We start from the raw sequence: 19,508 nt of genomic DNA, 5'->3' as shown, positions 1-19,508 counted from the left end.
GTGCCCGCTGCAGGCAAAAAGACCGCACGCGAAGGGGGAGCCTACCCCTTCACACACACCACCTGGCGCAGCGTATGCACGATCTCCACCAGATCCGCCTGCGCGGACATCACGTGGTCGATGTCCTTGTAGGCCATCGGGATCTCGTCGATCACGTCGGCGTCCTTGCGGCATTCCACGTGGGCCGTGGCGCGAATCTGGTCATCGACCGTGAAACGCTTCTTGGCCTGCGTGCGGCTCATCGTACGACCCGCACCGTGGCTGCACGAGCAGAAGGCCTCTTCGTTACCCAACCCGCGCACGATGAAGCTCTTCGCCCCCATCGACCCCGGAATGATCCCGAGCTGCCCCTTCTGCGCTGACACCGCACCCTTACGCGTCACCAGCACGTCGCGCCCGAAGTGGGTTTCGCGCTGCACGTAGTTGTGGTGACAGTTCACCGCTTCCACGTCGGCCGCGAACGGCTTGGTGATGACCTTGCGCGCGGCCGCGATCACGTTCTGCATCATCGTGGCGCGGTTGCGGCGCGCGTAGTCCTGCGCCCAGCCAACGGCTTCAACGTAATCGTCAAAGTGCTGGCTGCCTTCTTCAAAGTACGCCAGGTCACGGTCCGGCAGGTTGGCGATGTGCTGTCGCATATCGGCCTGCGCCAGTTCGATGAACAGGTTGCCGATGGCGTTACCCACCCCGCGCGAACCCGAGTGCAGCATGAACCAGACGCGTTGCTCTTCATCCAGGCAGACCTCGATGAAGTGGTTACCCGTACCCAGCGTTCCCAGGTGCTTGTGGTTGTTCGTCTTGTTCAGCTTCGGGTACTTGTCGGTGATGCGCTTGAAGCCGTCGACGAGTTCACCCCACATCGCATCGACCGTTTCCGGCGGCGTGTTCCAGGCGCCCTTGTCGCGCGGCCCCGGCGTACGGCCGTGCGGCACCGCGGCTTCGATGGAGCTACGCAGGCCGTGCAGGTTGTCCGGCAGGTCAGTTGCCGTCAGCGTCGTGCGCGCGGCCATCATTCCACAGCCGATATCCACACCCACTGCCGCCGGGATGATCGCGCCCTCGGTCGGGATCACGCTGCCGATGGTCGAACCCTTACCCAGGTGCACGTCCGGCATCACGGCCAGATGCTTGAAGATGAACGGCATCTTGGCCGTGTTCATCAGCTGCTTGCGGGCGTCGTCTTCGACCGGCACGCCGTTGGTCCACAGCTTGATGTCGGCGCCGTTTTCGACGTGGAGGGTGTTGTACTTGCTCATGATCTTTCGTTGCTTCCGTTCTTTTCATTATGGGGCCCGATGTCGCATTGGCAGTGACATCGGGCGTTGCATTGGGGGCGGCGACTAAAGTTGGCGAAACATCGTGCTCGACTTAACGAGCACACGCGCTCTATCCGCTGAGCTACGGTCCCCCTGATTTGGGACCGGCGGGATTCGAACCCGCGTCTCGATCGTGACAGGATGTAGTTCCACCGGGCATTCGCCGAAAAACTAAAAGGTGGTGCGACTAGGGGAGCGAGTGGTCTCACGCTTTCGCGCGGGTCGGGTTCGAACCGACTAGATACCGATGTACACCCGCAGGCATTCGCACCTGGCGCGTCAGGACAAGCTCTTCAGCATTCGTGACGCGCCGGTAAAACGTTGTTGTTCATCACATGACGGCCTACAGCACCGTCGCCTCAATGGCCTCGACCCAATGGCCAGCGCCAAAACTGCCAGACGCAAACTGCGCGATCACGTCGAACACCGCATCGCCAAAACCGCCGACGTTGAGGATGTCCTCACGCTCCATCGCCTGCGTGGTGCCGTACGGCTGCAGGTCGATGCAGACCAGCTTGGCTTGCGGGTTACGCAGCTTCAGCAAGTCCCACTGCAGCATCGTTTGCGTTGCGCCGTGACGCGTGGCATCCACCCACGATTCGTTGTCCGACACCAGGATCACCACATCGACCTTGGCGCGCTCTGCCACCAGCTTGGCCAACGGCGCCGAGCAGTTGGTACCGCCGCCACCGATGGCCGCCAGCTTGTCGGCATTGGTCATGACCGAATCACGGGCGTTCAGGCGCACATCCACCACACGCTGCTCGAACGGCAACACACGTGCCTTCGGGTGCGAGCGCAGGATGGCGGCGGCCACCAGCGCAGCCACGTCGATACAGCGCACGACCGAAGTCGCGCCTTGTCGCCAACCCGTCACCGGGCTGCCCATCGAGCCGGACACGTCCGGACACACGACCACGTTGCCCTCCAGCTTCGGCACGTTGGCCAGCGACACATCCAGCGCGTCCTGCAGCGCTTCACGCACCGCCAGCGGCACCGGATCCACCGCTGAACGATAAGCCGCCAGCAGCTGGTACGGATACACGCGCGCCTTGCGCACCTGCGCCGCATCCGCCAGACGGGCCGCCACACGCTTGGTCACACCCGGCAGGCTGAACGCACCTTGGCGGCCCAGCGTATTCAGGTTCATGCGCAGCGCGTGCCAACCCATGCGCTCCGACAACACCGCCCATTGCGCGGCGTTCAGCGGCGCGTTGGTCAACAGTTGAAACGGCACATCCGGCAGCGCCTTCGACTCACCGGCGCGGAAGGCACACAGCTCACGCGTTAGCGGCGGCAGTTGTGCAGCGTCATGCGGCTTGCCGATCAGCCACGCGAAAAAGGCTGCACGCCAGGCTTCCGCCGGCTTCGGGTGCACCATCTTCACGACATCCGCTAGCGACGGCGCGCTGCCCACAGCAGCCTTCAGCAGCTGCACTTCCGTGGCGGTATTCAGCCACGTCTGCACGAGCTTCTTCGGACGGCTGCCGAGCGACTTGCGACCGGTGGCGCCGCTGCGCACGATCTGCACGAAATTGCGCAGCATCTTGCCGGTGTCGATCGTGCGGCTGAACACCGTCGGCAGCAGCGCACTGCCCTTGGCCGCCAGCACGGCGGTCAGCAAGGCCGGCATGTCCTTCATCAGACCGCGCTCGCGGCTGTACACCGCGGTCTTGGCGATGAAGGCGTCGTCCACTTGCAGCGCCAGTTGCAGCACGTCGGCCAGTTGCGTCTCGGCCGAAGCGTAGAAGGTGTGGTTCAGGCAGCCCGTCATGGCCAGTTGCGCCAACTGGTGCTGGGGCGACATCGCATACGCCGGAGCGCCTGCCTGGTTGATCGCGTCGGTCGTATTCGCCTGGACCGTCTTCGCGAGCAAGGTCTGGAACAGTTGCTGGTTAGCCATTTGGCATCTCGCGTTGTGTTGTTGATGCCTTCTCTAGTGCAATGGGTGTGCCAGGTCACCTCCAGCTTGCCGAATCTCAACCTATCTATTTGATTTTATTGGATTTACGACGAAACAACGCAGATGTAGGCACGCCAAACTTCCTGAAATCGCGATCCATTGATATATTGATTTATCTTTTTGGATAGCACCTCAGCATGCGCAAAACCGTCGCCATCGGCTTTGTCGGTACCACGCTCGACTACGTGGGCAAGGGCGCCCAGCGTTGGGAGCGCTGGCGGCCCACCGTCGGCCTGTGTCAGCAGGACGACCTCGTTATCCACCGGCTGGAGCTGCTGCACGACGCGCGCAGCCGCAGCCTGTTCGAGCGCCTGCGCGATGACATCGCCGCCGTGTCGCCCGAAACCGAAGTGCGCAGCGTCGAAATCGCATTGCGCGACCCGTGGGACTTCGAAGAGGTCTACAGCACGCTGCACGACTTCACGCGCGGCTACGCCTTCGACACCGAGGCCGAGGACTACCTCATCCACATCACCACCGGCACGCACGTCGCGCAGATCTGCTGGTTCCTGCTGGCTGAGGCGCGCTATCTGCCAGCGCAGCTCATCCAGACCGCGCCACCGCGCAAGAAGGAACTCGGCAACATCACTGGCAGCTACAGCGTCATCGACCTGGATCTCTCACGCTACGACAAGATCGCCACGCGCTTTGCACGCGAGCGGGAAGACACGGTCTCGCTGCTGAAGTCGGGCATCGCCACGCGCAACCCGGCGTTCAACCGGATGATCGAGCAGATCGAGCGCGTGGCGTCGCGCTCCAAGGCGCCGATGCTGCTGTTCGGGCCGACAGGTGCCGGCAAGTCGTTCCTCGCGCGGCGTGTGTATGAAATGAAGAAGGCGCGCCACCAACTCGCCGGCCGCTTTGTCGAGGTGAACTGCGCCACGCTGCGCGGTGACAGTGCAATGTCTGCGCTCTTCGGCCACGTGAAGGGCGCCTTCACCGGTGCGCAAACCGAGCGCGCGGGCCTGCTGCGCAGCGCGGACGGCGGCCTGCTATTCCTCGACGAAATCGGCGAACTGGGCCTGGACGAACAGGCCATGCTGCTCAAGGCCATCGAAGAAAAGCGCTTCCTGCCCTTCGGCAGCGACCGCGAGGTGGAGAGCGATTTCCAGCTCATCGCCGGCACGGTGCGCGACCTGCGGCAGTGGGTGGCGAAAGGCCGTTTCCGCGAAGACTTATACGCGCGGATCAACCTGTGGACCTTCGATCTGCCCGGCCTGGCTGATCGCCCGGAAGACCTGGAGCCGAACCTGGATTTCGAACTCGCGCGTTTTGCCCGCGAGCACGGCGAACAGGTGCGCTTTCACACCGAGGCGCGGCGCATCTATCTGAAGTTCGTCACCTCGCCACAGGCACGCTGGACGGGCAACTTTCGCGAGCTATCGGCCTCCGTCACGCGGCTAGCGACGCTGGCCGAAGGCGGCCGCATTACCGAGGCCGATGTCGCTGACGAGATCGCGCGTCTGCAGCGCACGTGGGCCGAACCGGATTCGGCAGGCGAGGACGGGGCGCTCGCAGATCTGCTCGGCGACGAAGTCGCATCCATCGACCTGTTCGACCGCATGCAGTTGGAAAACGTGATTGCCACGTGCCGCGAATCGGCATCACTATCGGATGCCGGGCGCCGGTTGTTTGACGTGTCGCGCACCGAAAAGGCCAAGGTCAACGACGCCGACCGGCTGCGCAAATACCTAGCGCGGTTCGGGCTGGATTGGGCAACCGTGCGCGCAAGCTAGGTGCTCGGTGAGATGGCCGTCCATCCCTCGCCGTTCCCGTCGAAACCTGCCGCGATAATCCACCTGGGAAACCTCACCATCTTCATGATGGGCGCGCAGCACGCGGGACAACAGCCGCGCGACGCAGATTCAGTTTCAACGCCAGGCAGAAAATCCCACCCTGTCCGTCAACGCTGCATGGAAGCCGCCAGCGTCTTGAGGTTGACCGGATCCACATGCACAAACCCGCCGCGCGGGCTGTCGATGTCGGCAATCAGCATGAACGACAGGGCCAGTACCAAGGGCAGCAGCAACTGCAGCACCCCGCGCATGCGTGCGCTGCGCGTGCCGTAGCCGACCATGAACGTACCGCATGCCCCCACCATGAACAGCAGCACCCAGGCTGCCACCGGAATACGGTTGCGCCATGCGGCTTGGGTATAGCCCTGCGCGTTGAGCACGTCGTTCATGCCACTCACGGCCAGTGCAACGATGGGCGTGGGTTGTGCGGCGGCGGGCCCAAGCACCGCCGCCCATAAGGCGTCTTGCTGGCGCGAGGTTTCCACCTCGAGTGCGGGCAGTTGCCTGGTGTCGTGGCTGCTGTAGAGCTGGATGCGTACATCCACATACTTCGCCAGCAAGCCGCGCAGGTTGGCGGCATCGGGTGCGGGCAGCAGGCTGGCACGCGCATATTCGGTGCCGATTGCGTTGGCCTCTTCCTCTTCGTAGTTCTTGCGCGTGTCGTATCGGCTGATGGCCATCGAAAACGTGAAGCCGATCATCAGGCCGAGCAGCGTGAGCGTGGCCGCCTGAATCACGTCAAAGTCTTCGTGCGTGCTGCCATCGAGCGCACGGCGCTTTGACACGGCCGAGCCGATACGCGCTGCCCCCGCCAACACGATCAGCGCCATGAGGAACACCTCGATCGGATGATCGATCACCACGCCCATGAGACCCTCACCGGTGTATTTGTGACGGCATGAGCATACGGCTTCTGCCACCAGGCGGGCACGGTGTCAGGCGGTCGGCATGGCGTGCGGGTCGACGCTGCAGCTTGGGTGATCTTCGTTGTGATGGTGCTCGCGCAGGGCGCTGGGAATGCCGGTTCCTGCCAGGCCATCTGCCGCCAGCCACGCGGCGGTGGCAGCAGCGGCACGGTCGATCAGCTCGCCGCAGCGGGCATAGTCATAGGGTGATACGTCAAGCGGGCACAGCGGCGGCACCACGGCAATCGGCACCTGCCCCGCCCAGCGCTCCAAGTCCTGCACCAGTTGGCGCGCCACCAGCAATGACAGCGCGTTAAGCGCGTGCTCGATGGCGCTGCGCGGGGCACGCCGGTCTGCGCAGGCAAAGCCGGCCGGCAGCACAACCACACGCGTGGCACCCAGGCGGATGGCGGCGGAGATCGGCGTGTTGTTGGCGACACCGCCATCGATCAGCAAGCGATCGCCCACGCGCACAGGCGGAAACACCCCAGGAATGGCCGCACTGGCCAGCACCGCCTGCACGATCTGGCCCGACGACAGCACCACCTCGGCGCCCGTCTGCATGTCGGTGGCCACCACGTGCAGCGGCAACGCCGCCGCCTCCAGCATGGCCTCCGAAAAATGCCGCGTCAGCAGCCGTGCCAAACCGGACGCATCCACCAGATGCGCACGCCTGCCGCCCAGCATGCCGAACATGGCACGCCACGACCATGGCATCACATCCGCACGGCGCACGCCGCGCCAGAGCGCTTCGAGCTGTGCTGTGCCTGCAGCATGCGGGTTGCACGCGAAGAAAGCGGCATTGATGGCGCCGGCCGACGCGCCAATCACCATGTCCGGGACGACGCCCGACGCTACCAGCTCGCGCAGCATGCCGGCCTCGATGGCACCCAGGCTGCCGCCGCCGGCAAAGACAAACGCTGTTCGCTCCGCTCTGTCCATGATCGATTCCGCGCCGCAACAAAGTCGGAGCGCTGAGGGGAAGACTCGATCAGAGTAGACCGCGACGGCGGTTGCGGCTAGGCGTGCGAGAGGCGATCAGCGTGCGTTCCGGGCGGCATCCGCCATCGGCTTCCAGTGCAGGAAGCCAAACAGCAGCGTCAACAGCACACTGTCGAACAACGGTCCTTTGTGCAGCGCGATCTTCCGGAAGCAGAACATCACTTCCAGCACATGCGCGGCCAGCAGCACCAGGGCCGCGATGCGCACCCCATAGATGACGTCCGGCGAGAGTGGCAGCGGCGTGACATAGCTACCCAGTGCAACGCCATACACGACGAGCAATAGCACCTTGTTGAGGAAATAGAACACGCGGACGTCTCCCGAAGTGTGGGTATTGAATACGGATTCAGCGTCACGGCAGCATAACGGGCGCGTGACCGGGCGCGGGCGCTTTAAACGCGACACATCTGCGCGCAGACCTCGCCCCCTCCCGTGAACTGCACGATCGATCGCAGCGACGTGCAGACTAAGGTGATGCGCTTCGCAGAGACAGATCTGGATGTACCGTCCCGTGAAGCCGAATTGCGCATGCACGGCGTGTACGCAATCTTGCCCCCGAGCTTCGGGCAGCCGGAGTGATCATCGCCTGCCGCGCCAGGTCAATCAAACTGCCTCATGGGGGGGGGGTGACGCCATGCGGTTCGCCAGCAGGCGCCACCTTGAGCAATTACCAGGTGTATGGGAAGCGTAGCGTGAAGACGTAGTTGGGGGCATCCGGTGTCAGACCCATCGCCAACGTCGCGCTGATCGACAGATTCTTCGTCAGCACATGGCTGATGCCGAAGGTCATCGTGCCAACGTTGGTCTTGCTGCCTACGACCGATTGCTCCGCACCGCCGTCCGGCGTGATGTGGGTGTTGCCTGAGAACGCGGTGCTATACGCCATCGTCAGCGCCGTGCGGTCGTTCAGTGCCAGCGCCAGCCCCCCGCCCAACGTGATGGTATCGCCCAGCTTGACCTTGCCCGGCTGCACCACGCCCGCCGTGGACGAGAGGTCGGCAAACGAGCGCGGCACAAAGTACGTGTAGCTGGCATTGGCAAACAGCACCACCGGGTCGTACGTCTTCAGAAACGACATGCCCAGCGTGCCGCTCCACACACCGTTGCCCGTGGGCAGTTGCTGGTCGATGATCAGGTTGTTGTTATTGCTGTCGGCCTGGATCAGCTTGATGCCGAACGGTGAGCGCCCCGTGGGTGCACGCACGCGGAAGCTACCCACAATGTCCGGCCAATCCGCAGACTCTTTGACGAGTTGGTAGTAAATGCCGGCACTCACGTCGCCCAGGCCAGCGGAGGACTTGTCTGCCTCGCTTACCGTGCTCGACGCCCCGCCCGCGCCGCCGCTGAAGAACGTGCTGGAACGGTACACCGCCGGCACCGTGAAATCCGCACTCAGCCGATCGCTAAAGCCGTAGCGGCCTGTGATGTCGAAGGTGGTGACGTTGGCCTTGGTTTGGACCAGGTTGATCTGCCCGAGGAAGATCGCATCCAACGCCAGAAAGCCCGAAAGCGCGAGATTGCGGCGATCGTAGTAGCTGTAGCTGATGCCGGTATCGAGCGTGAAACGTCGCTCGAATAGCGGAGCATGCTCAGATTGGAAGACAAGGTCCTTGCTCTGGATGCGAGGCTTGTCATTGGGATCTGGGCGGGCGGCGGTTGTGCTTTCCGATGCAGGCGCCGTGCTGCCGGATTGGGCAACCAGTGCGGCTGAAGGCGTTTGTGTTGCTGTCGTTGAGGCTGCCGCTGGTGCCCGTGTGTTGCCGCCGCCGACACCTCGACCGCGCACGCGCACTAGCTCCAGATCGCCGACACGCTCTTCCAACGCGTCAATGATCTTCTGCTGCCGTTCAATGATGCGCTGCAGGCGCGCCAGCCGCGCGTCGAAGGAGTTGTCGTCGGACTGTGCCGATTGCGCCCAGGCCGCTGCAGGAAGCAACGACCAACATGCCACTGCCCACGCCACTGCCGTGCGTCGGTGTCCCATGTTTCCCCCCGGAAAGCAAGGCGGAGGCTGAAAAGCCCCCATTCCGGCACACTGGCCCAATTGCCAAGCGCCGACTCTCAGCCTGCCTGTGCGTTCTTTTATTGCGTCGTTATAGGGAATTCTGCCTCGCCAAGTCTAGCGGCGTAAACCCGCCACCGACTGCAATGCCTGCGCCACGCCGATCTGTGCCAGCTGTTGGCGCGACATTGTCTGAATCTGCAGCTGGATCGACAACTGGTTGGCAATCAGCTGCGCATTGCCCGCCATTTGCGCCACCTGCATCACGCTCCCCGCCGCCCCGGCCAGATTGGGTGTCACCGACTGCGAGGCAACGCCCATCGGGCTGGTGATGGCAACCTGCACGCCGCCCGCGCCCGCCTGGGCCTGAGCGGTAAATCCATTCTGTGCCGCCGTCGCCAACGCACTGCCCGAAGGCAGTGTAGGCAATGGAGCGGTCTGCATCGAGATGGATGTGGTGTTACTAGCCAGATTGTTGTTGCCAGCCACCTGTGTCACCTGGCCGACACCGTTGACCTGTACCCCTGCCCCACCTGAGGCGGTCGCCCCGGATGAGGCGCCTGCTAGCGCGCCGGCGCCCATCTGCACGGATGCCTGCGTGCTCGCCGCAACATTGGCGGTACTGCTACGCAGATTGGTCGCCAGCATTCGGGCTTCAGCCGCTGCCTGACCGGCCTCGTTGCGCCATTGCGAGGCCATTTCAATCATGAAGCCGCTCACAATGCTGGCGCCCAGGTATTTGCCGCGCTGTTGCGCCAGCTCGCCATCATCGGCCAGCTCGACAACGGTACCGGAATGAAACAACACGGCACTATCGTGCGCATCGGACGCCTCGGCAAGGTTGGGAAGCGTCCCTGCGCTGGCGCCGGCACACCAGCCGGCATACGCCAGCGGCAGCATCCATGCGAGTGTCTTGGTTTTCATCAGAACAGGTCCCACCGAGCAGGCCCGAATTCCATCTGGATCGGCAGCGCCCCACCGGAGAACGCGGCATTCTCACGCGCACGCAGGGTAGGAGCATTGGTCTGCATCAATCCGGAATCGGCCTGAACGGACACGTCGCCGACAATTGCGAAGACAAGGCCGTTCCACGCAGGCGCAAATTCCCATTCCTGCATGATGCGGTTACCCAGCGCGGGGTCGGCGATGAACACCCGCCCCTGGGCCGCACGTTTGACGACCACGAAGTGTTGGTACCCGTTCAAGCTCAGCAAGACGATCACCGGGATCGCCAGATCACGCAACGCCGCCATATCGACACGGTAGCCACGGCCGCGAAAGCCCAGTGTCTGCACGTAGTTGCGCATATCGAGCATGGAGAATCCCTGCTCGGCGACCTGCTTTGGGTCGCTCACGTTCATCATGTCAGCAATCACCCGGCGCTCGTCGATGTCCATGCCATAGCCATAGCGCAGCAACGTGCCGACCGCGGCAGCCCCGCAACTGAAATCCTGCTGCTGGCGCATCACGCTGCGATAGCGCAACTCCGCCATGCTCTTGACCGGCTTGTTCAACGGCATCTCACTGTCCGCGCGTAAAGCGATCGCGCTCTCCTGGGCGCTTGCCTGCGCTGCCCATAAACCGCATGTGCAGACGAGACACAGCCCAATCGTGCCCATTGATCGCCGGTTCAGTCGCATGACTCCCCCCCAAGGGGACCAGACACCCGACCGCTGGCTCGCGGCCGGGTGAACGGACGTTGCTTTAGTTCGCGCCCTTGGCGGTGGCGATTGCCAGACCGTTGTGCTGCAGGTTACCCGCGCCAGCGGCGATGTTCACGCCGATATTGCCCATGGCGTTCATCAGCGCGGTACCGTTCAGCGATGCAACGTTGGTCGGATCGCAACCGTTCAGACGCAGCGAGTTGTTGTCGGCCGACTGTTTGTTGTAGTCGGTTGCCTTGGCGATACGGCCCGAGCTGTTGGTCGAGGCCGCCAAGCCGTTCTCTTGCAGCTCGCCTGCACCCGCGGCAATGTTCACGCCGATGGTGCCCTTGGCGCCGTTGAGTGCGCTGCCGCCCAGCGATGCCTTGTTGACGGCATTGCCGATTGCCAGAGACTCACCCGGGTCCGACTGGGTGTTGAACACCTGCGCGGAGGCAAACACCTTGCCTGCATCCACTGCAGCCAGTGCCACGTCGTTGGACTGCACGTTGCCTGCGCCTGCCGTTACGTTCACGCCAACCGCACCCTGCGCGCCCTTGAGCGCTTGCCCATCAACCGTCGCCTTGTTGCTGCCGCGCGGCAGGTCGACCGAGTTGTTGTTGCTGGTCTGCGTGGAATCGACAACGGCCGACGATTCCGAGCTGAACGGCACAAAACCCAGTGCCAGGCCGTAGCCCCGCACATAGATGTCATTGCTGATCTCGGTCACGTTGCTGATGACCGCCCCGGATGAGCGCGGACCTTCGTCGCGGCCCTGGGCCTGGGCGGCACCTGCAGCAAGCAGGGCGAGTACAGCAATGGCAGTCAGTTTGGCTTTCATGGTGATCTCCCTTCCTTTGTTGCCGTTAAAAAAGAGTGCCCGCCGGGGGACGGAGCACAAAGACGTTGGACACGACATTCCCCGTTCCTGCCGCCTGGTTCACCTGCACAACGCCGGAGGTATTGCGCAACGCGGTCGATGCAATCGACGCGTCTTGCCTGCCCTCCGCCGCGGGCGCGGCATCCTGACGACGAGACTGCGCAGCTACGCCAGACAGCGCACTGTCGGCGAGCGACTCAATATGGTGGGATTGCTGTTGCACAACAGAAGCGGTGGGGGCGATCACCGCGACGTTCACTTGCGCATTGCCGGCACCGCTGGCCTGGTTGATCGACACGAGCCCCGCCGCGCCATTGAAGGAAGACCCCGCCAGGCGGCTCGATGCCGACAGGCCCGGCGCGGCTCGCCCGACAACCTGGGATGACACGACGCCGGCTGCATCGGTAGACAAGGCCGCCAGGTTCGCCTGGGCATTACCGCCCCCCGACACCTGATTGACGGCGATGCGTCCGGCCGTGTTGGCAGCGGCATCCCCATCAATCACGGCAGACAGCGGTGTCCCCTGGGCCCATGCCGCGCCGGTCGCCACGATGCTCATCGCCACCACAACGTGGGGCAGCGTTAGCGACTTCACGGCTGACCACCTCGTGAGAGCGGCGCCAGCGCACCACTGATCTGCGAAGCGATGCCGGCCGTGGCCTGCACCACTTGGCCACCCACACCGCCAACGGCCGCACCACCTACGGCGGTTCCAACTGCGAGCCCGCCCGCTGCGGGCTGCACCCCGCTCGACTGCGAAGTCAGCACATGCTGCAATCCGGCGGTGGTGTTGGCGGCGGATGCATGCGACGTGCTGAGTTCTCCGTCAGAGAGCACAGACATGACCGACCCAACGGATTGATTGAACGCCTGGGTAGGAAACGGGCTAACCGCGGTGCGCACCGGCAAGGAGTCAGTGGACACGCCCCGATAGGCGATGCGCGGCGTGACATCGCGCTGGACGATGATGTCGCCCTCATCCGCAAGCGCGGGCGTCATCGCTGGGCCTGTGGCCAGTACGGCTAGCGCGATCGCGCAATTGATTGGCAAGCGCCAGACATGGCGCTGCGAGGTGATTGTCGGCATGGCTCGCTCCTCCCCGGGGGGGCGTATAGCGACATCTATGCCATGGCGACTAACCTCTTGATTCGCTTAGAAATTCACCCTAGCCCAATGACAGTGTGTTGCTCAAGCACGCATTTTTGTGTCATGGCTGAAACAGGCAGGTCATTGAATTTTTGGAGTCGCAAGCTGGCGCGAACTGGAAATCGCCCGCATTCAGCACATCACCACATGGTGTTTGAATCTCGTTGTTCTGGCTGGATGCAACCTTGTCGGGCAACAAGCTTGCTCATGCAATGAATAGGCAGCCCCACCGCATCACGTCCTGTTTCGCGCGATGCATGGGTGGTTCGGATTTGTCAGGCGGCTGCAGGTCGACAGCCACCTGCCCCTAAGGGGTCCTTAGCGGCGTTGCTCGTCCGGCGCCCGCGGGGCCAGTTCGCTGAGGCGGGACAAGAACAGCTTGAGGATCGGTGAAGCGTTGGATCGGCTGTGGCCGACGACGAGATCGATCATTGGCACGTCTCCCGCCAGCGGCCGGCTCACCACGGACCACGGCAGCAGGTTCTCCACATAGTCGGGAATCAGTGCAAGCCCCCGCGTCGAGGCCACCAGCGACATCACCATTGCCGGGTTGTCCACACCCTGCGTGGGCGTCAGCGACACGCCTTCGCGCTGCAGATAGTCCTCCACAACCGCACGCAGCACCCGAGCCTTGTTGGCCATCCCCACAAAGGGCTGCCCCACCAGTTGTTGCGGCCGGATGCGCTCTTGCGCGGCCAGTGCATGGTCGCTCGGCATCAACACGACCAGGGGCTCGCGCCCGACCGTTGTGTAGTCCAGATCAAAGCCCGGCTCGGCGCGCAGAAAAGCCAGGTCGAGCCGGCCTCGCGCCAAGGCATCCGCCAGGTCTGGTGAGTAATCGCTGGAGACCGTCACGTCGATATTCGGCAGCTCATCGCGCAGCAGGTGTAGCGCCTTCGGCAGCCAGGTCATCTCCTGTCCCGTCAGGAAGCCCAGCGCGAAGCGCTGTTTGCTCGGCTGCGCGGCCCGACGCGCAGCCTCGATTGCCGCATCGACCTGGCTCAGCGCCAATCGCGCGTGATCGATGAAGGCCTTCCCCGCCGGCGTCAGTTCGACACCGCGCGCGCTGCGGCTCAGCAGTTCCACGCCCACTTGGTCCTCCAGATCGCGGATCTGCCGGCTCAGTGAAGGCTGGGAGGTGTGCAACCGCCGCTCGGCGGCCACCGTCAGGCTGCCGGTCTCGGCCACGGCGATGAAGTAACGCAGATGTCTCAGTTCCATACGTGCCCCATGCATTTCAGGCATCCCCACCAGCTTACAAAGTCTTTTTGTTCCGGGGCGGAAATCCCTAAATTCTCTTCCATGGCGACGGGGGCAGCGGCTTCCAGACAACGGAAACGGCCCCTCGCCCCATGCATCCACAGTCATACCTCAAGGAACCTATCATGAACCATCCCGTCATTCTCATCACCGGCGCGCTGACCGGCATCGGCCGCGCCACCGCCCTGGCATTCGCCGACAGCGGCGCCCGTCTCGTCATCTCTGGCCGTCGGCCGGCCGAAGGCAAGGCGCTGGAGTCCGAACTCCGTCAGCTGGGTGCCGAAGCCCACTTCATCCAGGCCGACGTCCGGCACGACCGCGAGGTTCAGGATCTGGTGGACCAGACCGTGGCCCACTTCGGGCGCCTTGACGTGGCCGTCAACAACGCCGGCACCGAAGGCCAGCCCGGCCTGATCGTCAACCAGACCGCTGACAGCTACGCCGCCACCTTCGACACCAACGTGCTAGGCACGCTGCTGAGCATGAAGCATGAGCTGCGCGTGATGACCGCCCAGGGCAGCGGCAGCATCGTCAACATCTCGTCGACCTATGGGCACGAAGGTGCGGCTTATGCATCGGTGTACGCCGGCAGCAAGCACGCGGTCGAAGGCATGACCAAGTCGGCCGCACTCGAAGTGGCTGCCTCGGGCGTTCGCGTCAACGCCGTGGCCCCCGGACCGACCGATACCGGCATGCTGGACCGCTTCACCGGCACACCGGAGAACAAGGCCGCACTCGCTTCGGGCGTGCCGCTGGGTCGCGTCGGCAAGCCGGCTGAGATCGCGGCGGCCGTGCGCTTTCTGGCCTCGGAGGCCGCAGCCTTCGTGACCGGCCAGATCGTCACGGTCGACGGCGGCAAGACCGCCGGCTGATCCGAGCCGCGCCAAGCCGGCGCGGCCCTTCCCGTCTTCCACGCAACGCCCCGGTTTACACCGGGGCCGGGCAGCGCTTTGCCCGCTCAAGGATTGCGCCAACCTCATCAGGAACACGACCATGCCTACCTTCACTCACCACACCGCCCCGACCCAACACGTCGAGGCCAACGGCATCCGCTTCGCCTATCGCCGGTTCGGCAAGTCGGGAGGCGTGCCGATTATTTTCAACCAGCACTACACCGGCACCATGGACTATTGGGACCCGGCCGTAACCGATGGCCTGGCCCAGACGCGTGAGGTGATCCTCTTCAACAACGCCGGCGTGTCCAGTTCATCCGGCCAGACGCCGACCAGCTTCCCGGAGATGGGCGCCAACGCGATTGCCTTCATCCGCGCGCTCGGCCTGGAGCAAGTCGATGTGCTGGGCATCTCGATTGGCGGCTTTGTCGCACAGGAGATCGCACTGCAGGGTGGTGATCTCGTCCGCAAGATCATCCTCGTCGGCACGGGCTATCGCGGCAACGACATGACGGCCAGCCGTTCGGCAGAGATCTTCGCCGGCAGCTACGAGCCGCCTGAACATCTTTGGCTGGCGGTGCACTTCGCACCGTCCGAGGCCAGTCAGAAGGCTGGACTCGCCTTCCTCGAACGCAAGTGGCTTCGTAAGGATCGCGATCCGGAGGTGAGCGCGCAGACCGTCGCTGCCCAGGGCGAAGCGATCGGCAAGTGGATCTCGTCGGATGAGAACGCGCTGGCCTACCTGAAGTCGATCAAGCAGCCCACGCTGGTCGTTCAGGGCAGCAACGACGTGATCATCCCGACGGCCCACTCGGTCACGTTGCAGCAGCACCTGCCAAACGCAGAGCTGGTGATCTACCCCGACGCCAACCACGGCTCGATCTATCAGTACCCGGACCGCTTCGTCGCGCACGCCGAACAGTTCCTGTCCTGAATGAACGCGCAACGTCTTTGGAGATCGCCATCATGAACTCACTCACAGGCAAGACGGCGCTCGTTACTGGCGCCTCGCGCGGAATCGGCCGCGCCACCGCCCTGGCATTGGCCGCGGCCGGCGCCCAGGTCCTGGTCCACTTTGGCAGCGGCGAGAAGGAGGCGGCCGCGGTCGTCGACGAGATTCGCCGCGCCGGCGGCAAGGCCGAGAAAATCGCGGCAGACCTGCGCGCGTCGGAAGGCCCTCACCAATTGGCCGAGCGTGTTCGCGCCATCATCGGTGGACGGCTGGACGTGCTGGTAGCCAACGCCGGCATCGCCAAGGCCGCGACGCTTGAGGAGACGACGGTCGAGGACTTTGACGCACTCTTCGCCGTCAACGTGCGTGCACCGTATTTCCTCGTGCAGCAACTGCTGCCCGCACTGTGCAAGGGCAGCAGCATCGTCCTGCTGTCTTCCCTGGCGGCACACGCTTCGGTCGGCACGCTCTCCGCGTACTCAGCCACCAAGGGTGCGATCGACACGCTGGTGAAGCACTGGGCTGCGGCGCTCGGGCCGCGTGGCATCCGCGTCAACGCGGTGGCACCCGGCGTTGTCGAGACCGAGATGTCCAGCTTCACCAAAACCGACGCTGGCCGCGAGGCGACCCTGGGCATGCAGGCCCTGCAACGCCTGGCCCAACCCGAAGACATCGCCAGCGCCGTCGCATTCTTGGTTTCAGACCAAGCGCGCTGGATCACCGGCGACACGCTGCGCGTAGATGGCGGCTCCAAGCTCTGAGGCGCACGCCCTCTTTTAATCTTTCAAGGAATTCAAATGAAGCTCTATCACTCCACCTCGTCTCCCAATTCGCGCCGCGTGCGCATCCTGCTGGCCGAGAAGGGCCTGACACCCACGTTGATCCCCGTCGACCTGGGCAAGGGCGAACAGCATGGCGACGCCTACCGCGCCATCAATCCGCGCCGCGTGGTGCCGACGCTGATCATGGATGACGGCACGGCCATCGGCGAAGTGCCCGTCATCAGCCGCTACCTCGATGACATCCATCCGACGCCGTCGCTCTTCGGCACGACGCCGGCGCAGCAGGCCGTCATCTCGATGTGGGATCGCCGCATCGAGCAGGAGGGATTCGCTGCCGTGATGGAAGCGATCCGCAACAAGGTCGCTGGATTGAAAGGCCGCGCAATATCGGGACCGCATGACTACGAGCAGATCGCCCAGTAGTCCATGCCAGACATAAGGCCCGCGACAACAGACTCCTTGGCTGCAGAAGCGTCGCGGCTTGCAGTTGATGTTGATTTGCACGGAATCCTGACCCACCCGAGGTAGGTTTTTGCATCGAATGTTGACCCACGTATAGAACACTGTCCCGCTCGGCAACGAGCGGGAGATCGGAGTGATCGACGTGGCCATACTGAGCATCATTCGACGCTGGCATCTTCGCGACCAGATCCCGCTGCGCGAGATCGCCAGACGCCTGGGCATCTCCAGGAACACGGTCAGGCGCTATCTGCGCGCTGACACCACGGCACCGGCCTATCCTGCACGGCAGAGTCCGAGCAAGCTCGACGGCCATGCCGCCAAGCTCTCCGCTTGGCTCAAGACCGAGGCCAACAAGCCACGCAAGCAACGGCGCACACTCAAGCAGATCCACACTGATCTGTGTGCCTTGGGCTTCACCGGCTCCTACGATCGCGTTGCCGCATTCGCTCGCCGCTGGCGCCAGGAGCAACAGGAGCAAGCCCGCACGTCGGGGCGAGGCACCTTTATCCCACTGCGCTTCGCAGAGGGTGAGGCCTTCCAGTTCGACTGGAGCGAGGACTGGGCGGTCATCGCCGGCGAGCGCACCAAGCTGCAAGTGGCTCAGTTCAAGCTCAGCCACAGCCGCGCATTCTTCCTGCGCGCGTATCTGCTGCAGACCCACGAGATGCTGTTCGATGCCCATCACCACGCCTTTGTGGCCTGGGGCGGTATCCCGCGTCGCGGCATCTACGACAACATGAAGACCGCCGTGGATCGCGTGCGCCTGGGCAAGTTGCGTGACGTCAACTTGCGCTTCAGCACCATGGTCAGCCACTACCTGTTCGACGCCGAGTTCTGTAACCCGGCCTCGGGCTGGGAGAAGGGGCAGATAGAGAAGAACGTGCAGGACAGCCGTCACCGCATCTGGCAACGCATCCCTGCATTCGGCTCTCTGGCGGCACTTAATGACTGGCTGGCCGACCAGTGCGTACGGCTGTGGCAGCAGACCCGCCATCCTGAGCTGGACATGACCCTCTGGGAGGCCTGGTCGCTGGAGCGGCCACACCTGATGCCCGTGGGGCAGCCGTTCGATGGCTTTGTGGAGCACACCAAGCGCGTCTCACCAACCTGCCTGGTGACCTTCGAGCGCAACCGCTACAGCGTACCGGCGTCGTTTGCCAACCGGCCCATCAGTCTGCGCGTCTATGCCAATCGGCTCGTGTTCGTGGCCGAAGGCCAGGTGATTGCCGAGCACGTGCGGCACATCGACCGTAGCCATCTTCCGGGGCGCACAATCTATGACTGGCACCACTACCTCGCGGTGCTGCAGCGTAAGCCCGGTGCGCTGCGTAACGGCGCACCGTTCGCCGAACTGCCAGAGGGCTTCCGACGCCTGCAATCCACACTGCTCAAACGCCCTGGTGGCGATCGCGAGATGGTCGAGATCCTGGCGCTGGTGCTGTTGCACGACGAACAGGCCGTGCTCACTGCGGTGGAGCTCGCACTGGAGGCGGGTGCCCCGTCCAAGCAAACCATCCTGAACATCCTCAGCCGCCTCCTGGAAGGCGAGCCCGTGGCACCGATCACCTCACCACAGGCACTGGCGCTGCACGTCGAACCGCAGGCCAACGTCGGCCGCTACGACAGCTTGCGAGATCGGGAGGTGCATCATGCAGCATGAAGTCATGTTGGAGATGCTCAAGTCGTTGAAGCTGCACGGCATGGCACAAGCGCTGGGCGACCTGGCGGCGCAGGACTCGCCGGCCTACCAGTCGGCCGTGGCCATCCTGTCGCGTCTGCTCAAGGCCGAGCTCACCGAGCGCGAGGTGCGCTCGCTGGCCTATCAGATGAAGGTGGCGCGCTTCCCAGCCTACCGAGACCTGACCGGCTTCGACTTCAGTTGCAGCGAGGCCAACGAAGCACTGGTGCGGCAGCTTCACCGCTGCGAGTTCCTCGAGTCGGCGCACAACATCGTGCTGGTCGGCGGCCCAGGTACGGGCAAGACCCATCTCGGCACCGCCATCGGCGTGCAGGCCGTGGAGCACCATCACCGTCGAGTGCGCTTCTTCTCGACCGTGGAGCTCGTCAACGCGTTGGAACTGGAGAAGGTCTCAGGCAAGCCGGGACACCTGGCCACGCGACTCATGTATGCCGACCTGGTGATCCTCGATGAGCTGGGCTATCTGCCGTTCAGCCAGACCGGCGGCGCATTGCTGTTCCACCTGATCAGCAAGCTCTACGAGCGCACCAGCCTCGTCATCACCACCAACCTGAGCTTCGGCGAATGGTCCAGCGTCTTCGGGGACGCCAAGATGACCACCGCGCTATTGGATCGCCTCACGCACCACTGCCACATTGTTGAAACCGGCAACGATAGCTATCGTTTCAAGCACAGCACCACCCAGCCCAAGAAGGAGAAACGCACCGCCAAACAACCCGCACAAAGCGACACCTAACAGCCTTTGGGGTGGGTCAGTTTTCGATGCAAATCCTGGGTCAGGATTCGGTGCAAATCAACACAGTTGAA

19 protein-coding genes are annotated in these 19,508 nt (G+C 63.7%); 7 read left to right on the top strand and 12 right to left on the bottom strand.

Translation table 11 applies throughout. From position 1 onward, the window contains the following. Positions 1 to 41: 41 nt before the first annotated feature. The gene (locus V6657_RS00440; protein ID WP_048933197.1) at positions 42 to 1,256 is read right to left on the bottom strand and encodes an RtcB family protein; all 1,215 of its coding nucleotides are present in this window, start codon (positions 1,254 to 1,256) and stop codon (positions 42 to 44) included. Between the two features lie 403 nt (positions 1,257 to 1,659). Then, entirely contained in the window at positions 1,660 to 3,219 is a 1,560-nt protein-coding gene (locus V6657_RS00435) for a TROVE domain-containing protein (protein ID WP_048933196.1), read from the bottom strand. Positions 3,220 to 3,416: 197 nt separating this feature from the next. On the opposite strand from V6657_RS00435, the gene rtcR reads away from it, so the two are divergent. Continuing rightward, a complete protein-coding gene (gene rtcR, locus V6657_RS00430; protein ID WP_048933195.1) occupies positions 3,417 to 5,015 on the top strand; it encodes an RNA repair transcriptional activator RtcR in 1,599 nt (532 codons plus the stop codon). A gap of 167 nt (positions 5,016 to 5,182) precedes the next feature. Here rtcR and V6657_RS00425 read toward each other — a convergent pair whose 3' ends face one another. The 10 genes from V6657_RS00425 to V6657_RS00380 all read right to left on the bottom strand — a co-directional run bounded on the left by V6657_RS00425 (position 5,183) and on the right by V6657_RS00380 (position 13,874). Next, a complete protein-coding gene (locus tag V6657_RS00425) occupies positions 5,183 to 5,944 on the bottom strand; it encodes a hypothetical protein (protein WP_048933194.1) in 762 nt (253 codons plus the stop codon). 66 nt (positions 5,945 to 6,010) lie between these two features. Next, on the bottom strand, positions 6,011 to 6,922 hold the full coding sequence (locus tag V6657_RS00420; protein ID WP_048933193.1) for a patatin-like phospholipase family protein: 912 nt from the start codon (positions 6,920 to 6,922) through the stop codon (positions 6,011 to 6,013). Between the two features lie 96 nt (positions 6,923 to 7,018). Next, positions 7,019 to 7,291 carry a DUF1145 domain-containing protein gene (locus V6657_RS00415; RefSeq protein WP_048933192.1) on the bottom strand — a complete coding sequence of 91 codons (273 nt, stop codon included), beginning with the start codon at positions 7,289 to 7,291 and terminating at the stop codon, positions 7,019 to 7,021. A gap of 358 nt (positions 7,292 to 7,649) precedes the next feature. Beyond that, the gene (locus V6657_RS00410) at positions 7,650 to 8,966 is read right to left on the bottom strand and encodes a hypothetical protein (protein ID WP_048933191.1); all 1,317 of its coding nucleotides are present in this window, start codon (positions 8,964 to 8,966) and stop codon (positions 7,650 to 7,652) included. Positions 8,967 to 9,101: 135 nt separating this feature from the next. Further along, positions 9,102 to 9,908, bottom strand: coding sequence for a hypothetical protein (locus V6657_RS00405; protein ID WP_048933190.1), 807 nt, complete (start codon positions 9,906 to 9,908; stop codon positions 9,102 to 9,104). Then, positions 9,908 to 10,477, bottom strand: a complete 570-nt coding sequence (locus V6657_RS00400) for a C39 family peptidase (protein ID WP_338754774.1) — start codon at positions 10,475 to 10,477, stop codon at positions 9,908 to 9,910. Before V6657_RS00400 ends, V6657_RS00405 begins: the two co-directional genes overlap by 1 nt. 211 nt (positions 10,478 to 10,688) lie before the next feature. Further along, the gene (locus tag V6657_RS00395) at positions 10,689 to 11,468 is read right to left on the bottom strand and encodes a hypothetical protein (protein ID WP_048933188.1); all 780 of its coding nucleotides are present in this window, start codon (positions 11,466 to 11,468) and stop codon (positions 10,689 to 10,691) included. Between the two features lie 25 nt (positions 11,469 to 11,493). Next, positions 11,494 to 12,102, bottom strand: coding sequence for a hypothetical protein (locus V6657_RS00390; RefSeq protein ID WP_048933187.1), 609 nt, complete (start codon positions 12,100 to 12,102; stop codon positions 11,494 to 11,496). Further along, on the bottom strand, positions 12,099 to 12,593 hold the full coding sequence (locus V6657_RS00385; RefSeq protein WP_048933186.1) for a hypothetical protein: 495 nt from the start codon (positions 12,591 to 12,593) through the stop codon (positions 12,099 to 12,101). The genes V6657_RS00390 and V6657_RS00385 overlap by 4 nt, the downstream gene beginning before the upstream one ends. Before the next feature lie 378 nt (positions 12,594 to 12,971). Continuing rightward, on the bottom strand, positions 12,972 to 13,874 hold the full coding sequence (locus V6657_RS00380; RefSeq protein WP_048933185.1) for a LysR family transcriptional regulator: 903 nt from the start codon (positions 13,872 to 13,874) through the stop codon (positions 12,972 to 12,974). A gap of 164 nt (positions 13,875 to 14,038) precedes the next feature. Between V6657_RS00380 and V6657_RS00375 the strand changes: the two genes are divergently transcribed. The 6 genes from V6657_RS00375 to istB all read left to right on the top strand — a co-directional run bounded on the left by V6657_RS00375 (position 14,039) and on the right by istB (position 19,437). Next, positions 14,039 to 14,785: a glucose 1-dehydrogenase gene (locus V6657_RS00375; protein ID WP_048933184.1), complete on the top strand. Its 747-nt coding sequence runs from the start codon at positions 14,039 to 14,041 to the stop codon at positions 14,783 to 14,785. A gap of 121 nt (positions 14,786 to 14,906) precedes the next feature. Next, positions 14,907 to 15,740 carry an alpha/beta hydrolase gene (locus tag V6657_RS00370; RefSeq protein WP_048933183.1) on the top strand — a complete coding sequence of 278 codons (834 nt, stop codon included), beginning with the start codon at positions 14,907 to 14,909 and terminating at the stop codon, positions 15,738 to 15,740. A gap of 32 nt (positions 15,741 to 15,772) precedes the next feature. After that, the gene (locus V6657_RS00365) at positions 15,773 to 16,519 is read left to right on the top strand and encodes a glucose 1-dehydrogenase (protein ID WP_048933340.1); all 747 of its coding nucleotides are present in this window, start codon (positions 15,773 to 15,775) and stop codon (positions 16,517 to 16,519) included. A gap of 36 nt (positions 16,520 to 16,555) precedes the next feature. After that, positions 16,556 to 16,963, top strand: coding sequence for a glutathione S-transferase (locus V6657_RS00360; RefSeq protein ID WP_082170150.1), 408 nt, complete (start codon positions 16,556 to 16,558; stop codon positions 16,961 to 16,963). 172 nt (positions 16,964 to 17,135) lie between these two features. Beyond that, complete coding sequence (gene istA, locus V6657_RS00355) at positions 17,136 to 18,662, top strand: IS21 family transposase (RefSeq protein ID WP_012760797.1); 1,527 nt, start codon at positions 17,136 to 17,138, stop codon at positions 18,660 to 18,662. Beyond that, on the top strand, positions 18,652 to 19,437 hold the full coding sequence (gene istB, locus V6657_RS00350; RefSeq protein ID WP_004630242.1) for an IS21-like element helper ATPase IstB: 786 nt from the start codon (positions 18,652 to 18,654) through the stop codon (positions 19,435 to 19,437). The genes istA and istB overlap by 11 nt, the downstream gene beginning before the upstream one ends. The last annotated feature ends 71 nt before the right edge of the window (positions 19,438 to 19,508 follow it).

The sequence above is a fragment of the Ralstonia sp. RRA genome, from assembly GCF_037023145.1.
In the GTDB taxonomy this organism is placed as follows: domain Bacteria; phylum Pseudomonadota; class Gammaproteobacteria; order Burkholderiales; family Burkholderiaceae; genus Ralstonia.
This window is presented reverse-complemented; position numbering and strand designations above follow the sequence as displayed.